This is a genomic window from Pararoseomonas sp. SCSIO 73927 (assembly GCF_037040815.1).
In the GTDB taxonomy this organism is placed as follows: domain Bacteria; phylum Pseudomonadota; class Alphaproteobacteria; order Acetobacterales; family Acetobacteraceae; genus Roseomonas.
Map to the genome: position 1 here is coordinate 3,788,071 of NZ_CP146232.1, position 19,357 is coordinate 3,807,427.

Sequence of the window (19,357 nt, forward strand, 5' to 3'; positions counted from 1 at the left end):
CGCTTGGGTTCGCCTTCGGCTGTCCGGGGCGCGGCGCCGCGGCGGCGCGCCCCGAACGGACTGTCCCTTGTGCTGCTTCAGGCCTTGTAGACGTCGATGATGTCCGACAGCAGCTTCAGCGCCTCCGCCTTGGGGCGCTGGAAGGTGTTGCGGCCGATGATGGAGCCGTTGCCGCCGCCGGCGCGGATGCCGCGCGCCATCTCCACCATGGCCTCGCTCGTTCCGGACTCGCCGCCGGAGAAGACGACGAGGCGGCGGCCGCCGAAGCAGGCCTGCACCACGTGGGCGATGCGGCCGGAGAGGGTGCCGATGTCGGGCACCGGGCTCTTCTCGTAGGTCCTCTTCGCGGCGTCGAGGGAGATGGCCTCGGTGGGCGGCTTCACCTTGATGATGTGGGCGCCGAGAAGGGCGGCCATGTGCGCGGCGTAGGCGCAGATGTCGAGCGCGGTCTCGGCGGTCTTGTCCAGCATCGGGCCGCGCGGGTAGCTCCAGACCACCACGGCGAGGCCGGAGGCCTTGGCCTCCTCCGCCAGCTCGCGCAGCTCCTCCATCATCTCGAACTGGTACTCGCTGCCCGGATAGATGGTGAAGCCGATGGCGGAGCAGCCCAGGCGCAGCGCGTCCGCCACCGTGCCGGTGACGGCCTGGTCCTTGGTGGTGGAGAGGGAGTTGCTGCTGTTGACCTTCAGGATCGTGGGGATGGCGCCGGCATAGGTGGCGGCGCCGGCCTCGATCATGCCGAGCGGGGCGGCGTAGGCGTTCAGCCCGGCCTCGATCGCCAGTTCGAAGTGGTAGCGCGGGTCGTAGGCGGCGGGGTTGGGAGCGAAGGAGCGTGCGGGGCCGTGCTCGAAGCCCTGGTCCACGGGCAGGATGACCATGCGGCCGGTGCCGCCGAGCCTTCCCTCCATCAGGATGCGGGCGAGGTTGGTCTTGGTGCCGGGGTTGTCGCTCTCGTACCAGCCGAGGATTTCGCGGACTTGTGGGGTGAGCTGCATGGGGCGTTCCTCCTCTGCCGGGCCGTGGGCGGGGCCGGAGTAAGCCGCAGGGCGCGGACCTTGTCACGGGCCGGGGGTTACGGGCCGGGGGGAGGGCGCCGCGGGGAGGAGGCGGGTTCCGGCCCTTGCCAGGGGCGGGTCAGGGATCCGGCACCCCGGCGCCAAGATGACGGGCGAGCAGGGCGCGGCCGCCGGGGCGGCGCAGGTCGAGGCGCGCGAGGTCCAGCGCCTCCGGGGCCTGGCGCCAGAGGGTGGCGCCCACCTCCTGCGCCGCGGCGTGCAGGGCGGGGAAGGACGGGTGGGACGGGTCCAGGATCAGCAGGCGCCAGCCCTGGCGCAGGGCGTCCAGCGCGAGGCCGGGGGCGCTGCCGCAGTCCAGCGCCGCCAGGTAGGAGGCATCGGGATGGGCGGTGGCGGCGCGGGCGACCATGGCGGCCACCACGGCCGCGCCGGGCCAGGCCGCGGCCCCGGGGGCGGAGAGGAGGAGCACGCCGCCGGCAGGGGCCAGGGCGAGGGCGGCGGCCGCCTCGTCGGCGGAATGGAAGCGGATGGCGGGCGGGGGCGCGGTTGACCCCCTTGCGAGGGGACCGGTAAAGCCATCACGCTGACGTGTCAGGCCGGCCTGCGGCGGGTCGTTCGTGAGGCTTGGCCCGCCGTCCGGTGCGGGTGCGGAGGTTGGGAGCGGCATGTCGGACAGCCTGGCAGAGGCGGCCGCACGGTTGGAAGCGGCGGTGGAGCGGCTGGCGCGGGCGGCGGCCTCGGTGCCGCGTGGCCAGCCTGCCCCGGCGGGCGTGCCGGTCGAGGAGGTGGCGGCGCTCTCCGCACGGCTGGAGGCGACGATCGCCCGGCTGCGCGCGGCGCTGCCCGAGGGTTCCGCCGTCCTCTCCGACGAGGGCCTGGGCGAAGGCCTCGGCGAGGAGGGGATGGGTGACGAGGCCGGGTTCGACGAGGCCGGGCTGTCGGAGGAGGAGGGCGGCAGAAGCGGTCCCTCCGGCCCGAATCTCGGGTAGCGGGCGTGGCCGGGCGGTTCGGGCCCGGCGGTTTTTCGCAGGCGATTCTGGATGGCGTTGGAGGGCTAGGCTTTGGGACAGGTGACGGTTCGCGTCGGCGGCTACAGCCATCCCGTATCCTGCGAGGACGGGCAGGAGGCGCATCTCGTCGCCCTGGCGGCGGAGGTGGACCGCCGCGTCTCCTCCGTGCGGACCATGGGCGGGTCCTACGGCGAGCCGAGGCTGCTGCTGCTCGCCTCCCTCCTGCTGGCGGACGAGGTGCACGACCTGAAGGTGGAGCTCGCCCAGGCGCGGGCGGGGATGCTGCCGCCGGCGGCGCCGACGGACCCGCGGCTGGCGGAGCGGCTGGCGCGGGTGGCGGAGCGGATCGAGGGAATCGCCTCCGACCTTGGAAAGGGCTGAGGCCGGCCTGGTGCCGGGGCTCTGGCGCCGGGGCTCTGGCACTGGGGGGTCTGGCGGAAGGGCGGGCGCGGCACTAGATAGGTCCGGCGGGGCTGCCTTTCGCGCCAGGCACATCATCCCCTGGGCCAATAAGCACCCTCCGGGAGCTGGCTCTGTCCGGGCCCTGGTCCGGATACCTGGCGCCCACCTGCGTTAGCAGGCCTTGGAGGACGAATCGCCAGCGGTCATGGCGGCTCCGCACCTTTCCCCTTCCGGTACCGGCGACGGCGCCGCCCTCCGCGCGGCGAAGATCGTGGCGCGCGAGGAGGCCCAGGCCCGGCGCGCGCGCGCCGAGGCGGCGGGCACCGGCCCGGCCCTGGCCGCCCATGTGCTGCGGGACGCGCCGCCGCCGGCGGGCGCCGTGGTGGCAGGGTTCTGGCCCATGGGGCACGAGATCGACGTCCGGCCGCTGCTGCGGGCGCTGGAGGGGCGGGCGCACCGGCTCTGCCTGCCGCGCACTCCGAAGCGCGGCTTGCCGCTGGATTTCCGGGCCTTTGCCTTCGGCGACCCCATGGCGAAGGGGCCTTTCGGGACCCTGCAACCGGGAGAGGACGCGCCGGCCCTGGTGCCGGACTGGCTCATCGTGCCGCTGCTGGCCTTCGACCGGGCGGGGCGGCGGCTTGGCTATGGTGGCGGCTACTACGACCGGACGCTCGTGGCCCTGCCGGGCGCGGGGACGCTCGGGGTGGCCTTCGCCTGCCAGGAGATGGACAGCGTGCCCTGCGGGCCGCATGACGCGCCGCTGGACGCGGTAGCGACGGAGCTTGGCGTGATGCGGTTCGGGGTTTCGGCGGGTTGAGGATCCTCTTTCTGGGCGACGTGGTCGGGCGCGCGGGGCGGGACGCGGTGGTGTCGCGCCTGCCGGGGCTGCGGCGGGACCTGCTGGCCGACCTCGTGGTGCTGAACGCCGAGAACGCCTCCCACGGCTTCGGTCTGGCGCCGGACATGGCGCGGGCCTTCCTGGAGGCCGGCGCCGACGTGCTGACGCTCGGCAACCACGCCTGGGACCGTAAGGAGATCGTGCCCTACATCGAGGGCGAGGCGCGGCTGATCCGGCCGATGAACTACCCGCCCGGCACGCCCGGGCGCGGGGCGACGGTGGTGGAGGTGCCGGGCCGCGGCCGGGCGCTGGTGATGCAGGTGATGGGGCGGCTGTTCATGGAGCCGCTGGACGACCCTTTCCGCGCGGCGCAGGCGGAGTTGGTGCGCCATACGATGGGGGCGAACGGCTCCGTCCAGGCGGTGGTGGTGGACATCCACGCGGAGGCGACGAGCGAGAAGCTCGGCTTCGGGCACTCCTTCGACGGGCGGGTCAGCCTCATCTGCGGCACCCACACCCATGTGCCGACCGCCGACCACCAGGTGCTGGAGGGCGGCACCGGCTATGTGAGCGATGCCGGGATGTGCGGCGATTACGACAGCGTGATCGGCATGGGGAAGGCCGGGGCCTCCATCCGCTTCTGGCGCAAGGTGCCGAGCGAGCGGCTGGCGCCGGCGGAGGGCGAGGCGACGCTCTGCGGCGTGCTGGCGGAGACGGACGACGCGACGGGGCTGGCCGTCCGGATCGGGCCGGTGCGGCTGGGCGGGCGGCTCTCCCAGATCATGCCAGGATTCTGAGCGCGGGTTCTGGGCGCGGGCTCTGGGCGCGGGCTCCCGGCGCGCCGGAGACTCCTCTTCCGCCTTCGCAACTGCAACCAAGAGCCCCCTTCGGCCGCTTTTCCGCCGAGTGCGCCCCGCGGCCCATCTGCCGGCGGAAGGTGTCTGCCGTGCCGGACCATGCTTGCGCCCACGGGGCGGGGCGGGGCGGCCGGACGTGACGTGTGCGGGGGCCTGCGGCCCTCGTCCGCCCCTGGGTTTCGGCCCGACGCGCCTCAAAGGGCGCGGCCTGAACGACCCCTGGAGAATTCCACGGAATGCAGAAGCTTCTCCTTGCCCTGAACCCCTTTGCTCGGCCGAATTCCCCCGGCGGTGATCAGGTCAGCGGGCGCCTCCGGGGGCGCCGGGGAGGTGTCCTGCTGGTCATGGTCGCGGCGCTGGCGCTCCTCGCCGGGGCCGCCCGGGCGCAGCCGGGCGTGGCCATGGGCGGGGTGACGGCCGGGGGGATGGAGGCGCTGACGCCGGAGCAGGCGCGCAACGCGCTGAGCATCCTCGGCGACGACGCCCGCCGGCAGCAGGTGTTGGACGCGCTGCGCGCCGTGGCAGGCGTAGTGCCGGGCGGAGCGGGCGCGCCAGCCCCCGCTGCGGGGGTGGCCGCCCCGGGTACCACGGCAGCGGCACCGGCAAACTCGGCACCGGTAGCTCCAGCACCGGCAGTTCCCGCGGCGGCAGCGGCCCCGGCGGGGGACAAGGTTTCTCTGACCTCCGACAGCCTGCTGGCGGAGATCATCGCCGCCCTCTCCAGCTGGCTCTCCGCCCTGTCCGGCCATCTGGCGGCGGTGGGGGCCACGGTCTCCAGCCTGCCGCTGGCCTGGATGTGGCTGGTGCGGACGGCCAGCAACCCCTTCGCGCAGTCGGCCATCCTCGATGTTGCCTGGCGGCTGGCGGTGGTGCTGGCCCTGGCCTGGGGTGCCCGCTGGGTGCTGCGGCGCGCGATGCGCCGGCCGCTGGCCGCGCTGGAGCGGCGCGCGGTGGACAAGGCGGTGGCGCGGCGCACCGTGGCCTCCGCTACTGACGCGCCGCGCGTGGCGAGCCAGGCGGAGCTGCGGCTGATGCAGCGGGCGCCGCTGGCCGGGATCAAGCTGGTGCTGGAGCTGGTCCCGATCGGCGTCTTCGCGCTGGTGGGGAACCTGCTGCTGGCCACGCCGCTGGGCGACGGGGGCGTGACGCCGCTGATCATCATCGCGGCGGTGAACGCCTTCGTGATCCAGCACGTGATCATGGCGGCGGGCTGCGCCGTCTTCTCGCCGAGGTCGCGCTTCCTGCGGCTGTTCCGCATGTCCGACGAGACGGCGGCCTATGCCGAGGTGTGGCTGGGGCGTGTGACGGGGATCGCCATCTACGGCATGGCGGCGCTGGAGATCGCGCGCATCCTCGGGCTCTACCCCGCGGCCTACGAATCCGCCGCCAAGCTGGTGGTGCTGCTGAATCACCTGCTGCTGATCGTGGTGGTGCTGCAGTGCCGCCGCGGCATCGCGGCGCTGATCGACGCGCCGCCGGGGGCCGCTGGCGGGCTGGCGCTGGCGCGGCGCTGGCTGGCGCGGGTGTGGCACATCGTCGCGATCTTCCTGCTGCTCGCCCTCTGGTTCGTGTGGGCGCTGCGGATCGAGAACGGCTACGGGCTGCTGCTGCGCTATGTCGGCGCCACCGTCGCGGTGCTGGTGGTGGCGCGGCTGGTGGCGGTGACGGTGCTCGGGCTGCTGGACCGCGCGTTCCGGATCAAAGCGGAGACGGCGCAGCGGCTGCCGCTGCTGGAGGGGCGGGCGAACCGCTACGTGCCGCTGCTCCGGCGCGGTATCTCCGCCGCGATCGGCGCCGTGACCGTGCTCGCCCTGCTGCAGGTCTGGGGCGTGGACGTGATGGAATCATTCCGCGAGGGAGGGCTGGGGCAGCGCGTGGCAGCCTCCGCGCTCATCCTGGCCGTCGCGGGGGTGCTGGCGGTGGTGATCTGGGAGGGGGTGAACGCCTGGATCGACCGCAAGATCGTGGAGATGTCGGAGCGTGGGGAGCGCGCGCGATCGGCCCGGCTGCGCACGCTGCTGCCGCTGCTGCACACCACACTGCTGGTGCTGATCGTGGCGATCGTGGGCTTCACCGCGCTCTCGCAGCTCGGGGTGAACATCGCGCCGCTGCTGGCGGGGGCGGGCATCCTCGGCGTGGCGGTCGGCTTCGGGTCCCAGAAGCTGGTGCAGGACGTGATCACCGGCATTTTCCTGCTGCTGGAGAACACGATGCAGGTGGGGGACTGGGTGACGGTCTCCGGCTTGTCGGGCTCGGTGGAGAACCTTTCCATCCGCACCATCCGGCTGCGCGCCGGGGACGGATCGGTGCACGTGATCCCGTTCAGCTCCGTTACCACCGTGACGAACACGAACAAGGGCCGGGGCAATGCCGCGGTCTCCGTGACCGTCGCCTTCTCCGAGGATCCGGACCGGGTGGGGCGCGTGCTGAAGGAGATCGGGGCGGGGATGCGCGAGGATCCGGCCTTCAAGGACAGCATCCTCGACGACTTCTCGCTCTGGGGCGTGGACAAGGTGGATGGCGCGACCTTCACCGTGCTGGGGCAGATGCCCTGCACGGACACCGGGCGCTGGGGCGTGCAGCGCGAGTTCAACCGTCGCATCAAGGGGCGCTTCGAGGAGCTGGGGATCGCCATCGCGGTGCCGGCCCAGAGCGTGATCCTCTCGCGGTTCGCACGGACGCCCGCCGAGGCGGAGGCGGTGCTGCCTGGGAAGGAAGAGAGGCGACGGGAGGAGAGGCAGCCGGAGCCGGCGGGCCAGGCGGCCGGAGCGAGGAAGGATTCGCCGCCGCCCGCGGCGCTGGGCAACACGCAGTAGGTTGTTGTCCCGGGGGTTTATCCGTCCCGCGGGTTATTCGTCCCGGATGCGCCCGCGGTCGCGCTTGATGCCGGCCCGCGCCCCCTTCTCGGCCAGGCGGCGCTCCTGGCTGCCGCGCGTGGGGCGGGTGGGGCGGCGGACCGGTGGGGGAGGGGCCGAGGCCTCCCGCAGCAGGGCCTCCAGCCGGGCGCGGGCGGCCTCGCGGTTCCGATCCTGCGTCCGGTGCTCCCGCGAGACGAGGAGAAGGACGCCCTCCTCATTCATGCGGCGGCCGGCGAGGGCGCGGAGATTCGCCATGACGCGCTCGCTCAGCCCGGGGATGCGGGCGGTGTGCAGGCGGAGCTGCACGGCGGTGGCCACCTTGTTCACGTTCTGCCCGCCGGGGCCGGAGGCGGCGATGAAGCTCTCCTCCAGCGCCGCCTCGGGGACCGTCAGGCTCCGGGAGATGCGGAGGTCGGGCACGGTGTCAGCGGTGGCGGTTCAGTAGAGGTTGTCGGCGCAGTAGGGGGCGGTCTCGTTGTCGTAGACCTTCTGGTCGTAGGCGCCCTTCGTGTGCTCGGCGATCATCTCGCCGCCGGTGGGGGCGCCCGCCGGCTTCTCCCGCCCGGCCCAGAGTTCCGCGCGCAGCAGGGCGCGGGGGCACTGCATGAAGACCTCGGTGACGGAGACGACGAGGACGGTGGGCGGCACCGCGCGGCCCATGGCGAGGCGCCCGCGCAGCTCGGGATCGGTGCTGATGCGGGCGGTGCCGTGGACGCGCAGCGTCTCCCCCATGCCGGGAACGAGGAAGAGGAGGGCGACGCGGGGGTCGTCCAGCACGTCGCGCAGCGCGTCGATGCGGTTGTTGCCGCGGCGGTCGGGCAGGACGAGGGTCTTCTCGTCCAGGAGGGCGACGAAGCCCGGTGCGTCGCCGCGCGGGGTGGCGTGGGGGCCGCGGTTGCCGACGGTGGAGAGGACGAGGAAGGGGGAGGCGGCGATGAAGGCGGCGCTCTTGCCCTCGATCCGGTCGGTGGCCTTGGCGAGCACCACGGGCCGGGGGGCGTCGTAGAGGGTGGCGAGCGCCTCGTGCGAGGTGACGTCGAAGGGGTGGGCGGCGGGGTTTGCGTCCATGGGAACCTCGGCACGAGGGGCGGTGGCGGCTGCGGGTGCCTCTCAGGGTGAAGCGCGTCCGGGCGGCGGGGGCAAGCGCCATCTGGGGCGCCGGGGCGCTGCCACGGGGAGCGCGGGGCGCTGCCTTCCCCCGCGCGGGGCGCTGCCCCGGGTGGCGCGGGGCGGCGGCGGCGGTGTAGGATAGGGGTTCCCAGCCCCGCCGCGCGGGCCGTCCCCACCTGCCCGGGGGCCTGGCCCCGGCGGGCCGGCGCGCGGCACCCGGCTTCCTTCCGGGCCGGCGCGCCGCCGCCCGAGAAAGAACAGGACGCCAGGCATGGCCGGCCATTCGCACGCCAAGAACATCGCCCACCGCAAGGCCGCGCAGAGCGCCAAGCGCGCCCAGGCCTGGGGCAAGCTGATCCGCGAGGTCACCGTCTCCGCCAAGCAGGGGCTGCCGGACCCGGCGCACAACCCGCGCCTGCGGGCGGCGGTGAAGGCGGCGCTGGTGGCCAACATGCCGCGGGACACGGTGGAGCGCGCCATCAAGCGCGTGGCCCAGGGCGCCGACACCGAGAACTACGACGAGGTGCGCTACGAGGGCTATGGGCCCGGCGGCGTGGCCGTGATCGTGGAGGCGCTGACGGACAACCGGAACCGCACCGCCTCCGACCTGCGCTCCATCTTCTCCAAGAACGGGGGGGCGCTGGGGGAGAGCAATTCGGTGGCCTTCCAGTTCGAGCGGGAGGGGGTGGTGCGCTACCCGCCCTCTGCCGGGGATGCGGATTCGGTGCTGGAGGCGGCGATCGAGGCCGGCGCGCAGGACGTGGAGACGGACGAGGACGGGCACGCGATCCGCACCGCCATCGCGGACCTGTTCGAGGTGCGGGACGCGCTGGAGGCGAAGCTGGGCCCGGCGGAGAGCGCGAAGCTGGAGTGGCGCCCGAACGCCAGCGTGCCGCTGGACGAGGAGGCCGCGCGCGGGGTGCTGAAGATGGTGGACGCGCTGGACGACCACGACGACGTGCAGAACGTCTACGCCAATTTCGACGTGCCGGACGAGATCCTGGAGAAGCTGACGGCTTGACCCCGCCCGATCGTGCAGCGGCGGAGCCGCGGAACGTGAATCGGGCGGGCGGCGTCGGGTCTGTCAGGATCCTCGGGCTGGACCCCGGGCTTCAGCACACGGGCTGGGGGCTGGTGGAGAGCAGCGGGTCCCGCCTGCGGCACCTGGGCGACGGGGTGGTGAGCACGAAGGCGGACCTGCCGCTGGCGGACCGGCTCTGCGCCATCCACCGGGCGCTGACGGCGCTGGTGGAGGAGATGCGGCCGGACGAGGCGGCGGTGGAGCACACCTACGTCAACAAGAACCCGGGCGCGGCGCTGAAGCTGGGCCAGGCGCGGGGCGTGGTGCTGCTGGCGCCGGCGCTGCTGGGCGTGGTGGTGGCCGAGTACCAGGCCATGGAGATCAAGCGGGCCGTGGTCGGCACCGGCCACGCGGACAAGGTGCAGGTGCAGGACATGGTGCGGCGGCTGCTGCCGGGCGCCGTGATCCGGCGGGCGGACGCGGCGGACGCGCTGGCCATCGCCATCTGCCACGCCAACCACCGCAGCACCCGGATGGCGCTGGCGCGGGGGTACCAGACGGCATGAGGGCGCCGCCGACTCAGACCTCCGGGCACCGCCCTCCGGTCATCGGAGACTGGTTGTCGCCTCCGATTCAGACCTCCGGGCTTCGCCCTCCGGTCATCGGAGGCGGGGCATGATCGGCAAGCTGCGCGGGCGGCTGGATTCCGTGCATGAGGGCGGGTGCATCCTCGACGTGAACGGAGTGGGCTACCTCGTCTCCGCCTCATCCCGCGCGGTCTCCGCGCTGCCGGCGGACGGGGTGGGGACGCTCTGGATCGAGACGGTGGTGCGGGAGGACGCGATCACCCTCTACGGCTTCGCCGACGCGGCGGAGCGGGACTGGTTCCGGCTTCTCACGGGCATTCAGGGCGTGGGGCCGAAGGTGGCGCTGGGGCTGCTCTCCGCGCTGTCGCCGCGCGACCTGGCCGGGGCGATCGTGGCCGGGGACCGGGGCAGCCTGACCCGGGCACCCGGCGTGGGGCCGAAGCTGGCGATCCGGCTGCTGAGCGAGCTGCGGGAGAAGGTCGGGGGAATGCCGACCGGCGATGCCGCCTTCGCGGTGCCGGCCGCGCCGGTGGGGCCGGAGCGGGGCGCGGCGGCGGATGCCGTCTCGGCCCTGCTGAACCTGGGATGGCGGCGGCCGGAGGCGGCCTCCGTCGTGGCGCGGGTGCAGGACCGGATCGGGGAGGGGGCGGACCTGAACACCCTGATCCGGGAGAGCCTGAAGGAGATGGCGCCGCGCTAGCGGCCGGGCGGAACCGCCGGCCCTTCCGCAGGGTGCGGGCGGCCTCCCCCCGGGACCCTACTCGGCCCGGCGCTGCTCGACCACGATCGTGTCCTCGATCGAGGAGGGCTCATAGAGGCTGCGGGCCAGCAGGCCGGCCAGCATGGCGCCCAGCACCGGCGCGACCCAGAACAGCCAGAGCTGCCCGACATAGGCACCGCCCGCGAAGAGGGCCGGCCCCGTGCTGCGCGCCGGGTTCACCGAGGTGTTGGTGATGGGGATGGAGATGAGGTGGATGAGCACGAGCGCGAAGCCGATCGGGATGCCGGCGAAGCCCGTGGCCGCCCCCTTCGAGGTGGTGCCGACGATGATGAGCAGGAACAGGAAGGTCAGCAGCGCTTCCGCGACGAAGGCGGCCGACATCGAATAGCCGCCGGGGCTGAGCTCGCCGTACCCGTTGCTGGCGAAGGCGCCGGGTTCCCATCCCGCCTTGCCGGAGGCGATGAGCCAGAGCGTGCCGGCCGCGACGATCGCCGCGGCGACCTGGGTGACGACGTAGCGTAGCGCGTGCCGGTTGGCGCAGCGCCCCGCCGCCCAGAGGCCAAGGGTGACGGCCGGGTTGAAGTGCCCGCCGGAGATGTGGCCGACCGCGTAGGCCATGGTGAGCACGGTGAGGCCGAAGGCGAGGGAGACGCCGGTGAAGCCGATGCCGAGGGCGGGGAAGCCCGCCGCGAGCACGGCGGCCCCGCAGCCGCCGAACACGAGCCAGAAGGTGCCGATGAACTCCGCGGCGAGGCGCCGCGCCATGTCGTTCTGCATGGCCCTGTTCCTTTGGTTCCCGCGGCGAGCCTAGGTTCCGCACCAGCAAGAACGCAATGAAAACAGTGATTGATCGTAACGAAAATCCTCGCCGCCTGCCCGGGTGCGGGCGGGCGCTCAGGCGGATTTCAGCGTCGTGAGCGGTGCCTGCGTTCCGTGAGCCGGGCCGGGACTCCTTGCGGCAGGGTTCTGCGGAAGGGAGCCGACGCCCTGCGGAGCATTCGGGGTGGAGGGCGCGGCAGCGGGAGCACGGGTCCGGGCGGCGGCCGCGGAGCGGGACCGCCGCGCCCAGGGCTCCGCGATGGCGGTGGCGAGGATGCCGAGGGCGATGGACCCGACCGCTGCCACCAGAGGCAGCAGGACGAGGTAGAAGACGAGGTTGCCGATGTCGGCGGACATGCTGGGCTCCGGGAGGAGAGGTTGGGTGGGGAATCCTTCCCTCTGGTCCCCGGGCCCGGCCGGGGATGGCGCCGCAGCCTGCACCGCCGAACATGAAAGCGAGGTTTACGCGGTCGCTGCCGGTGTCGAGGCTGCCTTTGGCTGAGGCCGGGAGTGGAGGACGACGGGCGGTCGCGACAGGGGCGGGCGGTCACGCTATGTTCCCTTGCATGAGCCCCCCGACGAGCGACGAACGGATCACCGCCGGCCACCGGCAGGAGGAGGACGCGGCGGAAGCCACGCTTCGCCCGCAGACCCTGGCGGACTTCACCGGCCAGCCCGCCCTACGGGAGAATCTGTCCGTCTTCGTCCAGGCGGCGCGGGCGCGCGGGGACGCGCTGGACCACGTGCTGCTCTTCGGGCCTCCGGGGCTGGGCAAGACCACGCTGGCGCAGATCGTGGCGCGGGAGCTGGGGGTGGGGTTCCGCGCCACCTCCGGCCCGGTGCTGCAGCGGGCGGGGGACCTGGCGGCGATCCTGACGAACCTTCAGCCGAAGGACGTTCTCTTCGTCGACGAGATCCACCGGCTGCAGCCGGCGATCGAGGAGACTCTGTACCCGGCGATGGAGGACTTCCAGCTCGACCTCATCATCGGGGAGGGGCCGGCGGCGCGGACGGTGCGGATCGACCTGCCGCCCTTTACCCTGGTGGGCGCCACGACGCGGGCGGGGCTGCTGGCGACGCCGCTGCGGGACCGCTTCGGCATTCCGCTGCGGCTTCAGTTCTACACGCCGGAGGAGTTGGAGCGGATCGTGGCGCGGGGGGCGCAGAAGCTGGGCTTCGAGCTGACGGCGGACGGCGCGCGGGAGATCGCGCGGCGCAGCCGCGGCACGCCGCGCATCGCGGGCCGGCTGCTGCGGCGCGTGCGGGACTTCGCGGCGGTGGCGGGGCGGCCGGCGGACCGGGCGCTGGCGGATTCGGCGCTGGAGCGGCTGGAGGTGGACCGGCTGGGGCTGGACGCGATGGACCGGCGCTACCTGCGGCGGCTGGCCGACCACCACGGCGGCGGGCCGGTGGGGGTGGAGACGCTGGCGGCGGCGCTGGCGGAGAGCCGGGACACGCTGGAGGAGGTGATCGAGCCCTACCTCATCCAGGAGGGGCTGATCCTGCGGACGCAGCGCGGGCGGGTGCTCGGGCTGCCGGGGTGGAAGCACCTGGGACTGACGCCGCCGCGCAACGCGCTGGCCGCGCAGGGGGACCTGCTGGAGGATCCGGCCCCATGATCGAGGACGCCCTCGTCGCGCTGCAGCACCTGCTCTCCGGCGATCCGGAGGTGGGTTCCGTGCACTTCTACCCTTCCGGGGCGCCAGCCGCGGAGTGGCAGGGCGTGGGGCTGCGGCTCATTGAGGTGAGCATCCTTCCCTCGCAGGGCGGGGCGCTTCCCGGCCGTATGGCGGCTGGGCCGGGTGCAGCGCCCGCCACGCCGATCCGACTTCGGGTGCTGCTCGGCGTCCGCCTTCCGGACGCGCTGGAGGAGGCCCGGATCCTCGGGCGCCTTCTTTCCGCCGTGATGGCGGGGCCCGTGCTGCGGATCGGTGAGGTGAAGGTGGGCGTCCGGCCGGAGCAGGGGCAGGATCCCCGTCCTCTGAGGGCAGGGCCGGGCGGCCCGCTACCGCTCTGCGCCGTGCTGAGCCTTGAGGGGCCTCTCCTGACGCCGCGTGCGGCCGGGCGTTCCGGTGCGCCGCCTGTCCTCGGCCGGGGCGGGATAGCGGGCTGACCCAAGGCTTGCGGGGCGGCACGAGGGCCGTTACCTGCGAGCCGTTCGCATCAGCCGGAACCGCGCCGTGACCGCAGCCACGATCCCCAGCCTTCCGCGCCGCGCCCTGCTTGGGGCGCCGGTGGCTCTCGCGGCCGGGCGCGCGGTGGCCCAGGCGGGCGCGCAGGGGGGCTGGCCGCGCCGGGTGCGGGACCTGCTCGGCCGTGAGGTGACGGTGACGGCACCGCCCCGCGCGGTCCTTCTCGGCGAAGGGTTCCAGCTGCTGAACCTCGGGCTGATCCTACCGGACCCTGTTTCCATCGTCGTCGGGATGGGGGGTGAGCTGGCCCAGGTGAACCCGGCGGGCGAGGCGACGTATCAGCGCCGCTTCCCCGCGCTGGAGCGGATCCCCAGGCTGACGGCCGCGGTGGGCCAGGGCTTCCCGGCGGAGCGGGCCCTGGCGCTGCGGCCGGACCTCGTGATCCTCAGCACCTGGCAGGCGAACCTGCCGGAGATGCGGCGCGCGGTGGAGCTGCTGGAGGGCACGGGGGTGCCGGTGGTCTACATGGACATCTTCCAGCAGCCCGGCCGCAACACGCTCCCGAGCATCCGCCTGCTCGGGGCGGTGCTGGGCGCGGAGGAGAGGGCGGAGGCCTATGCGCGCTTCTACGAGGAGCGGCGGGACCGGATCGCGCGGCGGGTGGCGGAGGCGGGCGGGCAGGGGCCGCGCGTGCTGCTGGCCGCCTTCCCGGGCCGCTGGCCCTGCTGCTGGTCCCCGGGAGCGAGCGGCGGCGACGGGGAGTTCCTCGCCATGCTCGGCGCGCGGAACGTGGCGGAGGGGCTGACGGGCAATCCGCGCGGCGGCAGCATCGCGATGGAGCGTGTGCTGCTCTCCGAGGCGGAGGTGTTCATCGGGACGGGGCTCTACGCGCCGGGCGACGCGGCGGGGATCCAGGTGGGGCCGGGGGCGCCTGCCGAGGTGGCGCGGGCCAGCCTGGAGCGGGTGCTGCGGGCGCCGGAGTTCTCGGCCTTGCCGGCGGCGCGATCGCGGCGGGCGCTTGGGATGTGGAACTACTTCAACGCCCTGGCCGCGAACATCGTGCAGCTGGAGGCGATGGCGCGGGCGATCCGGCCGGAGCTTTTCGCCGATCTGGACCCGGCGGCTACCCTGGCGACGATCAACCGGGACTTCTCGGCGGTGCCCTATGAAGGGACGTTCTGGACGGAGCTCTGATCCTCACCCCGACGGGGGGTGCGGCGACGCGGATCGGCTCTGCGGCCCCCCTGGGCGGACGCGACGAATGGCGCTAGGGGCGGGCGCCATGGCCGTGCACCGCTATCCGATCCGCGTCTATTTCGAGGATACCGACGCCGGCGGGGTGGCCTACCACGCCAACTATCTCCGCTGGGCGGAGCGGGCGCGAACGGAATCCTTGCGTGACATAGGGTTGCCGCATCATCTTTTGATGGAACGTCATGCTTCGTTGCTTGTGGTGCGCCGCATCGAAGTGGCGTATCTGCGGCCCGCGCGGCTGGATGACCTCGTGTTCATCGAGACGCGGATCCTGAAGGCGGGGGCCGCCTCGCTGGATGTGGGGCAGGACGTGGTGGCGGAAGACGGGGGCGTGCTGGCGCGGCTGACGGTCGGGCTGGTCTGCGTCTCCCGGGAGAGCCTGCGGCCGGTGCCGTTGCCGGAGCCCTGGCGCTCCGCGCTGCGGCCGGCGCCGGCTTCCGGTCCGGCGGCCGGCTGAATTTGGCCGGGCGAAGTTGGGCTTTGCGGTGGCGGGGCTGCCGCATTGCCGCTTTCCCGGCCGGGCAGGTTCCGGCGGGGATGATGGTGTGGCCCGAGAGGGCCTGGGGGGCGCCGGGGGGCGCCAGGGGATGGCGCTCGGTGCGGGCGCGTGAACGAGGAGGCCGCCCGTGAACGGTGGTGTGACTGCGCAGAACCTGGCCGCGGCCGGGCACGACCTCTCGCTCTGGGGGCTGTTCCTCCAGGCGGACTGGATCGTGAAGGCGGTGATGATCGGGCTGCTTCTCGCCAGCGTCTGGGTCTGGGCCGTGGTGTTCGAGAAGTGGACGACGATGCGGCGGGTGAACCGCGCGGCCGACGCCTTCGAGGACAAGTTCTGGTCCGGCGGCAGCCTGGAGGACCTCTACCGCACGGAGGGGGAGCGGCCGACGCACCCGATGGCCGCCGTCTTCGGATCGGGCATGCGGGAGTGGTCGCGGGCGGCCGATATGGGCCTGACGGGCGCGCTGGCCATGACGGGGATGAAGGAGCGGGCGGACCGGGCCATGAACGTGGCCATCAACCGCGAGATGGACGGGCTGGAGAAGTGGATGACCTTTCTCGCCTCCGTCGGCTCCGTCGGGCCCTTCATCGGGCTGTTCGGCACGGTCTGGGGCATCATGAACTCCTTCTCCGCCATCGCGGGGATGAACAACACGAACCTTGCCGTGGTGGCGCCGGGCATCGCGGAGGCGCTGTTCGCCACCGCCATCGGCTTGGTGGCGGCCATCCCGGCGGTGCTGGCCTACAACAAGATCAACACGGACCTGTCGCGCTTCACCGGGCGGCTGGAGGGCTTCGCGACGGAGTTCGGCGCCATCCTCTCCCGCCAGGCGGACGAGGCGCCGGCGGCGCCCCCGCCGAACGCTCCCCCGCGGCAGCCGGCGCAGGTCTAGGGCGATGGCCGCCTCGATCCAGACCGGAGGCGGGCGCGGCGGGCGCCGCCGCCGGCCCATGGCCGAGATCAACGTCACCCCGCTGGTGGACGTGATGCTCGTGCTGCTGATCATCTTCATGGTGGCGGCGCCGCTGATGACGGTGGGCGTGCCGGTGGACCTGCCGAAGACCCAGGCGGCCGCGCTGAACCAGGAGCAAGAGCCGATCACCGTCTCCATCAACCCGGAGGGGCGGATCTTCCTGCAGGAGACGGAGGTGCAGGCAGAGGGGCTGGTGCCGCAGCTCCGCGCCATCATGGAGAACCAGCCGCAGGGCCAGCCGGAGCGGCGCATCTTCGTGCGCGGAGACCGGAGCATCGCCTACGGCAAGATCATGGAGGTGATGGGGATCGTCTCCTCTGCCGGCTTCTCCCGCGTCGCGCTGCTGGCGGAGCAGCCGGCGGGCGCGCCGGCCCGCCCGGCCGGCGCCGCGCCCGCGCGCGGGGCGGCCCCTGCCGCCACCGCCCCTGCCGTCACAGCCCCGGCGGCCCCGGCGGGCGCCCCGAGGCGGTAGCAGGCGATGTCGGGGGCGCAGGGCGTGATGCACGGGGGGGGCGTGATGAATGGGGGCGGCGACCGGCTTCGCCCCTGGCTGGTGGCGTCGCTGGCGGCGCACGCCCTCGTCTTCGCGCTGCTGCTGATCGAGCTGCCCGGCCGCGACCTTCCGGAGCCGATGGAGACGGCGGTGCCGGTCGAGGTGGTGACGCCGGACATGCCGCAGCTGGCCCAGGCGCCGGAGGCGCTGCCCCTGCCGGCCCCACCCGCGCCGGAGCAGACGCCGCCCACCCCGACGCCGAGCCCCACGCCGCCCGAGCCGCCGCGGAACGAGCCGCCGACGCCGCTGCCGCCGCCCCCGCCGCCGAACCCGGCCGCGCCGCCGATGCCGGCCCCGCCGACGCCGGTGCCGCCCACGCCGACGGCCGTGCCGCCGCTGCCGGCGCCGCCCGCGCCCACCCCCGCGCCGCCGGCCCCGACCCCGCCGCGGCCATCACCGCCCGCGCCCGCGCAGCAGCAGGCCCAGGCATCGCCGCCCGCCCCGCCGCTGCCGCCGCTTCCCCTGCCGCCGCCGCCCGCCCCGCCGATGCCGGACGGGGTGCAGCAGCAGGCCCAGCAGACGCCGCCGACGCCGACGCCCCCGGCGCCGCCGCGCCCGGCCGCGCCCACGCCGCCGCGGCAGGCGGCCCAGACCCCGCCCGCGCCGCCCTCTCCCCCGGCGCCGCCGCAGCCCACGCAGCAGCAGGCGGCGGCCAGCCCGCCGGCCCCGCCCGCGCCGCCGCGGCCGAACGCCGTGCCGAACCAGCCGCCCGTGCCGCCGGCGCGGGACAGCAACAACCGCCCGGGCACGGGGCAGACGCCGCCCGTGCGGAACCCGGCGGAGAACAGCAACTCCGTGCAGAACACGCTGGAGCGGCTGCGCGCGGCCCAGGCGCAGAACCAGGCGCCGACGAGCCGCGTGAACCCGGCGGCGGGCGCGCCCGCCCGGGGCGGCGGGGCGCCGACGGGGACGGCCGCGCTCACCTCCGGCGAGATCCGGGGCGTGGCGGACAAGATCAGCGAGTGCTGGTCCGTGGATGCCGGGGCGCCCGATATCGCCTCCATCGTGGTGGAGCTGAAGGTGGAGGCGGATGCGAGCGGGACGGTGCGCGTGGTGCGCCCGGCCAGCGGCATCCCCACCGATCCCCGGGCGCGGGCGGTGTTCGAGGCGGCGCGGCGCGCGCTGATGGATCCGCGCTGCTCCCCGCTGCCCTTCCCGCGGGACAAGCTGGCGGCGATCAACAACGCCATCTTCCGCTTCAACCCGCGCGGGCTGACGCGTTGATGCCCGCGCCCCCCATCAACTTCCGGCAGGTCGGGGCCGATTCCGGGCGGGGTGGCTTGCGCCCTGGCCCGGCTTCGGCTCTTTCCCCCCTCCGCAGCTCCGAGGTTTCGCATCCATGATGACGACCGATCGGCGTGGCCTGATCCTGGGTGGCGCCGCGCTTCTCACCGTGCCGGCCACCGCGCGCGCACAGGGCACCGCCCCCAGTGGACAGGGCGGCCAGGCGGGCGCCGTGATCGACATCACGAAGGCCCGCACCGATCCTGTCCCGATCGCCGTTCCGGCCCTGGCGGGCGGCGGGCGCGGTGCCGATATCGCCCGCGTGATCCAGGCCAACCTGCGCAACTCCGGCCTGTTCCGCCCCGTGGACAACGCCGCCTTCATCCAGAGCGCCGAGGCCGCGGCCGCGACCCCGCGCTTCCAGGACTGGCGGGTGATCGGCGCGAACGCGCTGGTGACGGGGCGGGTGGAGGACCAGGGGGGGCGGCTGCGGGTGGAGTTCCGCCTGTGGGACGTGCTGCCCGAGTTGCAGATCCAGGGCACCGCCTTCACGGCGCCGGCCGCGCAGTGGCGCCGCATCGCGCACCTCATCTCGGACGTGATCTACGAGCGGCTGCTGGGCGAGAAGGGCTATTTCGACACGCGCATCGTCTACGTGGCCGAGAGCGGGCCGCGCGACCGGCGCACGCGGCGCCTGGCGATCATGGACCAGGACGGGGAGAACAACCGCTTCCTGACGGACGGATCGTTCCAGGTGCTCTCGCCGCGCTTCCACCCGAACGCGCAGCAGATCGTGTTTATGTCCTACTTCCAGAACCAGCCGCGCGTGTACCTGTTCGACCTGAACAGCGGTTCTTCGCGCGTGCTCGGCTCCTTCCCGGGCATGACGCTCTCGCCGCGCTTCAGCCCGGACGGGCGGACGGTGGTGCTCTCCTACGCCACGGGCGGGGACGCCAACATCTACGCCGTCGATGCCGGATCGGGCGCGCAACGGCAGCTCACCTCCGGCGGCGGGCTGGACGTCTCGCCCTGCTACAGCCCGGACGGGTCGCAGATCGTCTTCAACTCCGACCGGGGCGGGGACCAGCAGCTCTACGTCATGTCCGCGGGCGGCGGGGGCGCGCGGCGCATCTCCTTCGGGCGCGGTCGCTACGCGACGCCGGTGTGGTCGCCGCGCGGGGACCTGATCGCCTTCACGCGCATCTCCGGCGGGCAGTTCGGCATCGGCGTGATGCGGCCGGACGGCTCCGGCGAGCGCATCCTCTCCGAGGGCTGGGGCATGGAGGGGCCGACCTTCGCGCCGAACGGCCGCGTTCTTGCCTTCTACCGCGAGAGCCGGGCGAGCGGGGCGCGGGGGCAGGGCTACTCCGCCCGGCTGGCGCAGATCGACATCGCCGGCTTCAACGAGCGGCAGATCGTCACGCCGACCGATGCAACCGATCCGTCCTGGTCACCTTTGTTGGCCTGATCGCCTTTCGAACGA

22 protein-coding genes and 1 other RNA gene are annotated in these 19,357 nt (G+C 73.8%); 17 read left to right on the plus strand and 6 right to left on the minus strand.

What is annotated here, in order from left to right; all coding sequences use genetic code 11:
- Positions 1-77: 77 nt before the first annotated feature.
- Together VQH23_RS17830 and VQH23_RS17835 are read right to left on the minus strand one after the other, a co-directional pair.
- Positions 78-995 (minus strand): class I fructose-bisphosphate aldolase, encoded by a 918-nt coding sequence (locus VQH23_RS17830; RefSeq protein WP_338662076.1) that lies wholly within the window; start codon positions 993-995, stop codon positions 78-80.
- Positions 996-1,134: 139 nt separating this feature from the next.
- Positions 1,135-1,683 carry a hypothetical protein gene (locus tag VQH23_RS17835; protein ID WP_338662077.1) on the minus strand — a complete coding sequence of 183 codons (549 nt, stop codon included), beginning with the start codon at positions 1,681-1,683 and terminating at the stop codon, positions 1,135-1,137.
- On the opposite strand from VQH23_RS17835, the gene VQH23_RS17840 reads away from it, so the two are divergent.
- From VQH23_RS17840 to VQH23_RS17865, 6 genes are all read left to right on the plus strand, one after another.
- Entirely contained in the window at positions 1,682-2,005 is a 324-nt protein-coding gene (locus VQH23_RS17840; protein WP_338662078.1) for a hypothetical protein, read from the plus strand. The two genes, VQH23_RS17835 and VQH23_RS17840, sit on opposite strands and share 2 nt — an antisense overlap.
- A gap of 72 nt (positions 2,006-2,077) precedes the next feature.
- Positions 2,078-2,407, plus strand: a complete 330-nt coding sequence (locus tag VQH23_RS17845) for a cell division protein ZapA (RefSeq protein WP_338662079.1) — start codon at positions 2,078-2,080, stop codon at positions 2,405-2,407.
- 86 nt (positions 2,408-2,493) lie between these two features.
- Positions 2,494-2,647: non-coding RNA, 6S RNA (gene ssrS, locus VQH23_RS17850), on the plus strand.
- Positions 2,634-3,245 (plus strand): 5-formyltetrahydrofolate cyclo-ligase, encoded by a 612-nt coding sequence (locus tag VQH23_RS17855; protein ID WP_338662080.1) that lies wholly within the window; start codon positions 2,634-2,636, stop codon positions 3,243-3,245. The genes ssrS and VQH23_RS17855 overlap by 14 nt, the downstream gene beginning before the upstream one ends.
- Complete coding sequence (locus VQH23_RS17860) at positions 3,242-4,063, plus strand: TIGR00282 family metallophosphoesterase (protein WP_338662081.1); 822 nt, start codon at positions 3,242-3,244, stop codon at positions 4,061-4,063. The genes VQH23_RS17855 and VQH23_RS17860 overlap by 4 nt, the downstream gene beginning before the upstream one ends.
- A 296-nt stretch (positions 4,064-4,359) precedes the next feature.
- Entirely contained in the window at positions 4,360-6,939 is a 2,580-nt protein-coding gene (locus tag VQH23_RS17865; protein ID WP_338662082.1) for a mechanosensitive ion channel domain-containing protein, read from the plus strand.
- A 33-nt stretch (positions 6,940-6,972) separates the two neighbouring features.
- Here the strand turns inward: VQH23_RS17865 and arfB are convergent, their stop codons facing one another.
- Together arfB and VQH23_RS17875 are read right to left on the minus strand one after the other, a co-directional pair.
- The gene (gene arfB / locus VQH23_RS17870; RefSeq protein ID WP_338662083.1) at positions 6,973-7,401 is read right to left on the minus strand and encodes an alternative ribosome rescue aminoacyl-tRNA hydrolase ArfB; all 429 of its coding nucleotides are present in this window, start codon (positions 7,399-7,401) and stop codon (positions 6,973-6,975) included.
- 18 nt (positions 7,402-7,419) lie between these two features.
- Positions 7,420-8,049, minus strand: coding sequence for an MSMEG_1061 family FMN-dependent PPOX-type flavoprotein (locus VQH23_RS17875; RefSeq protein WP_338662084.1), 630 nt, complete (start codon positions 8,047-8,049; stop codon positions 7,420-7,422).
- A gap of 313 nt (positions 8,050-8,362) precedes the next feature.
- Between VQH23_RS17875 and VQH23_RS17880 the strand changes: the two genes are divergently transcribed.
- From VQH23_RS17880 to ruvA, 3 genes are all read left to right on the plus strand, one after another.
- Positions 8,363-9,112 carry a YebC/PmpR family DNA-binding transcriptional regulator gene (locus VQH23_RS17880; RefSeq protein WP_338662085.1) on the plus strand — a complete coding sequence of 250 codons (750 nt, stop codon included), beginning with the start codon at positions 8,363-8,365 and terminating at the stop codon, positions 9,110-9,112.
- A gap of 35 nt (positions 9,113-9,147) precedes the next feature.
- Positions 9,148-9,678 carry a crossover junction endodeoxyribonuclease RuvC gene (gene ruvC / locus VQH23_RS17885; protein ID WP_338666121.1) on the plus strand — a complete coding sequence of 177 codons (531 nt, stop codon included), beginning with the start codon at positions 9,148-9,150 and terminating at the stop codon, positions 9,676-9,678.
- Positions 9,679-9,787: 109 nt separating this feature from the next.
- Positions 9,788-10,399, plus strand: coding sequence for a Holliday junction branch migration protein RuvA (gene ruvA / locus VQH23_RS17890; RefSeq protein WP_338662086.1), 612 nt, complete (start codon positions 9,788-9,790; stop codon positions 10,397-10,399).
- A gap of 57 nt (positions 10,400-10,456) precedes the next feature.
- On the opposite strand, the gene aqpZ is transcribed toward ruvA, so the two are convergent.
- Together aqpZ and VQH23_RS17900 are read right to left on the minus strand one after the other, a co-directional pair.
- A complete protein-coding gene (gene aqpZ, locus VQH23_RS17895; protein WP_338662087.1) occupies positions 10,457-11,197 on the minus strand; it encodes an aquaporin Z in 741 nt (246 codons plus the stop codon).
- 117 nt (positions 11,198-11,314) lie between these two features.
- The gene (locus VQH23_RS17900; protein WP_338662088.1) at positions 11,315-11,596 is read right to left on the minus strand and encodes a hypothetical protein; all 282 of its coding nucleotides are present in this window, start codon (positions 11,594-11,596) and stop codon (positions 11,315-11,317) included.
- 209 nt (positions 11,597-11,805) lie between these two features.
- Here VQH23_RS17900 and ruvB point away from each other — a divergent pair, with 209 nt between their 5' ends.
- The 8 genes from ruvB (at position 11,806) to tolB (ending at position 19,342) form a co-directional block, all read left to right on the plus strand.
- Positions 11,806-12,858 carry a Holliday junction branch migration DNA helicase RuvB gene (gene ruvB, locus VQH23_RS17905; RefSeq protein WP_338662089.1) on the plus strand — a complete coding sequence of 351 codons (1,053 nt, stop codon included), beginning with the start codon at positions 11,806-11,808 and terminating at the stop codon, positions 12,856-12,858.
- The gene (locus VQH23_RS17910) at positions 12,855-13,352 is read left to right on the plus strand and encodes a hypothetical protein (RefSeq protein WP_338662090.1); all 498 of its coding nucleotides are present in this window, start codon (positions 12,855-12,857) and stop codon (positions 13,350-13,352) included. The genes ruvB and VQH23_RS17910 overlap by 4 nt, the downstream gene beginning before the upstream one ends.
- Positions 13,353-13,419: 67 nt before the next feature.
- Complete coding sequence (locus tag VQH23_RS17915; RefSeq protein ID WP_338662091.1) at positions 13,420-14,565, plus strand: ABC transporter substrate-binding protein; 1,146 nt, start codon at positions 13,420-13,422, stop codon at positions 14,563-14,565.
- Between the two features lie 88 nt (positions 14,566-14,653).
- Positions 14,654-15,082, plus strand: a complete 429-nt coding sequence (locus VQH23_RS17920; RefSeq protein WP_338662092.1) for a YbgC/FadM family acyl-CoA thioesterase — start codon at positions 14,654-14,656, stop codon at positions 15,080-15,082.
- Between the two features lie 169 nt (positions 15,083-15,251).
- Positions 15,252-16,016 (plus strand): protein TolQ, encoded by a 765-nt coding sequence (gene tolQ, locus VQH23_RS17925; RefSeq protein WP_338662093.1) that lies wholly within the window; start codon positions 15,252-15,254, stop codon positions 16,014-16,016.
- A gap of 4 nt (positions 16,017-16,020) precedes the next feature.
- Positions 16,021-16,569 (plus strand): protein TolR, encoded by a 549-nt coding sequence (gene tolR / locus VQH23_RS17930; RefSeq protein WP_338662094.1) that lies wholly within the window; start codon positions 16,021-16,023, stop codon positions 16,567-16,569.
- A gap of 6 nt (positions 16,570-16,575) precedes the next feature.
- Positions 16,576-17,874, plus strand: coding sequence for a hypothetical protein (locus tag VQH23_RS17935; RefSeq protein ID WP_338662095.1), 1,299 nt, complete (start codon positions 16,576-16,578; stop codon positions 17,872-17,874).
- A gap of 118 nt (positions 17,875-17,992) precedes the next feature.
- Entirely contained in the window at positions 17,993-19,342 is a 1,350-nt protein-coding gene (gene tolB, locus VQH23_RS17940) for a Tol-Pal system beta propeller repeat protein TolB (protein ID WP_408904345.1), read from the plus strand.
- The last annotated feature ends 15 nt before the right edge of the window (positions 19,343-19,357 follow it).

What these genes read in the sequence shown, in the direction of transcription:
- tolR (WP_338662094.1), top strand. Translation starts at nt 16,021, where the DNA reads ATGGCCGCCTCGATCCAGACCGGAGGCGGGCGCGGCGGGCGCCGCCGC.
- VQH23_RS17935 (WP_338662095.1), top strand. Translation starts at nt 16,576, where the DNA reads ATGTCGGGGGCGCAGGGCGTGATGCACGGGGGGGGCGTGATGAATGGG.
- VQH23_RS17880 (WP_338662085.1), top strand. Translation starts at nt 8,363, where the DNA reads ATGGCCGGCCATTCGCACGCCAAGAACATCGCCCACCGCAAGGCCGCG.
- VQH23_RS17920 (WP_338662092.1), top strand. Translation starts at nt 14,654, where the DNA reads ATGGCCGTGCACCGCTATCCGATCCGCGTCTATTTCGAGGATACCGAC.
- aqpZ (WP_338662087.1), bottom strand. Translation starts at nt 11,197, where the DNA reads ATGCAGAACGACATGGCGCGGCGCCTCGCCGCGGAGTTCATCGGCACC.
- VQH23_RS17865 (WP_338662082.1), top strand. Translation starts at nt 4,360, where the DNA reads ATGCAGAAGCTTCTCCTTGCCCTGAACCCCTTTGCTCGGCCGAATTCC.
- tolB (WP_408904345.1), top strand. Translation starts at nt 17,993, where the DNA reads ATGACGACCGATCGGCGTGGCCTGATCCTGGGTGGCGCCGCGCTTCTC.
- VQH23_RS17910 (WP_338662090.1), top strand. Translation starts at nt 12,855, where the DNA reads ATGATCGAGGACGCCCTCGTCGCGCTGCAGCACCTGCTCTCCGGCGAT.
- VQH23_RS17900 (WP_338662088.1), bottom strand. Translation starts at nt 11,596, where the DNA reads ATGTCCGCCGACATCGGCAACCTCGTCTTCTACCTCGTCCTGCTGCCT.
- VQH23_RS17835 (WP_338662077.1), bottom strand. Translation starts at nt 1,683, where the DNA reads ATGCCGCTCCCAACCTCCGCACCCGCACCGGACGGCGGGCCAAGCCTC.
- VQH23_RS17840 (WP_338662078.1), top strand. Translation starts at nt 1,682, where the DNA reads ATGTCGGACAGCCTGGCAGAGGCGGCCGCACGGTTGGAAGCGGCGGTG.
- VQH23_RS17875 (WP_338662084.1), bottom strand. Translation starts at nt 8,049, where the DNA reads ATGGACGCAAACCCCGCCGCCCACCCCTTCGACGTCACCTCGCACGAG.
- ruvA (WP_338662086.1), top strand. Translation starts at nt 9,788, where the DNA reads ATGATCGGCAAGCTGCGCGGGCGGCTGGATTCCGTGCATGAGGGCGGG.
- ruvB (WP_338662089.1), top strand. Translation starts at nt 11,806, where the DNA reads ATGAGCCCCCCGACGAGCGACGAACGGATCACCGCCGGCCACCGGCAG.
- VQH23_RS17855 (WP_338662080.1), top strand. Translation starts at nt 2,634, where the DNA reads ATGGCGGCTCCGCACCTTTCCCCTTCCGGTACCGGCGACGGCGCCGCC.
- VQH23_RS17830 (WP_338662076.1), bottom strand. Translation starts at nt 995, where the DNA reads ATGCAGCTCACCCCACAAGTCCGCGAAATCCTCGGCTGGTACGAGAGC.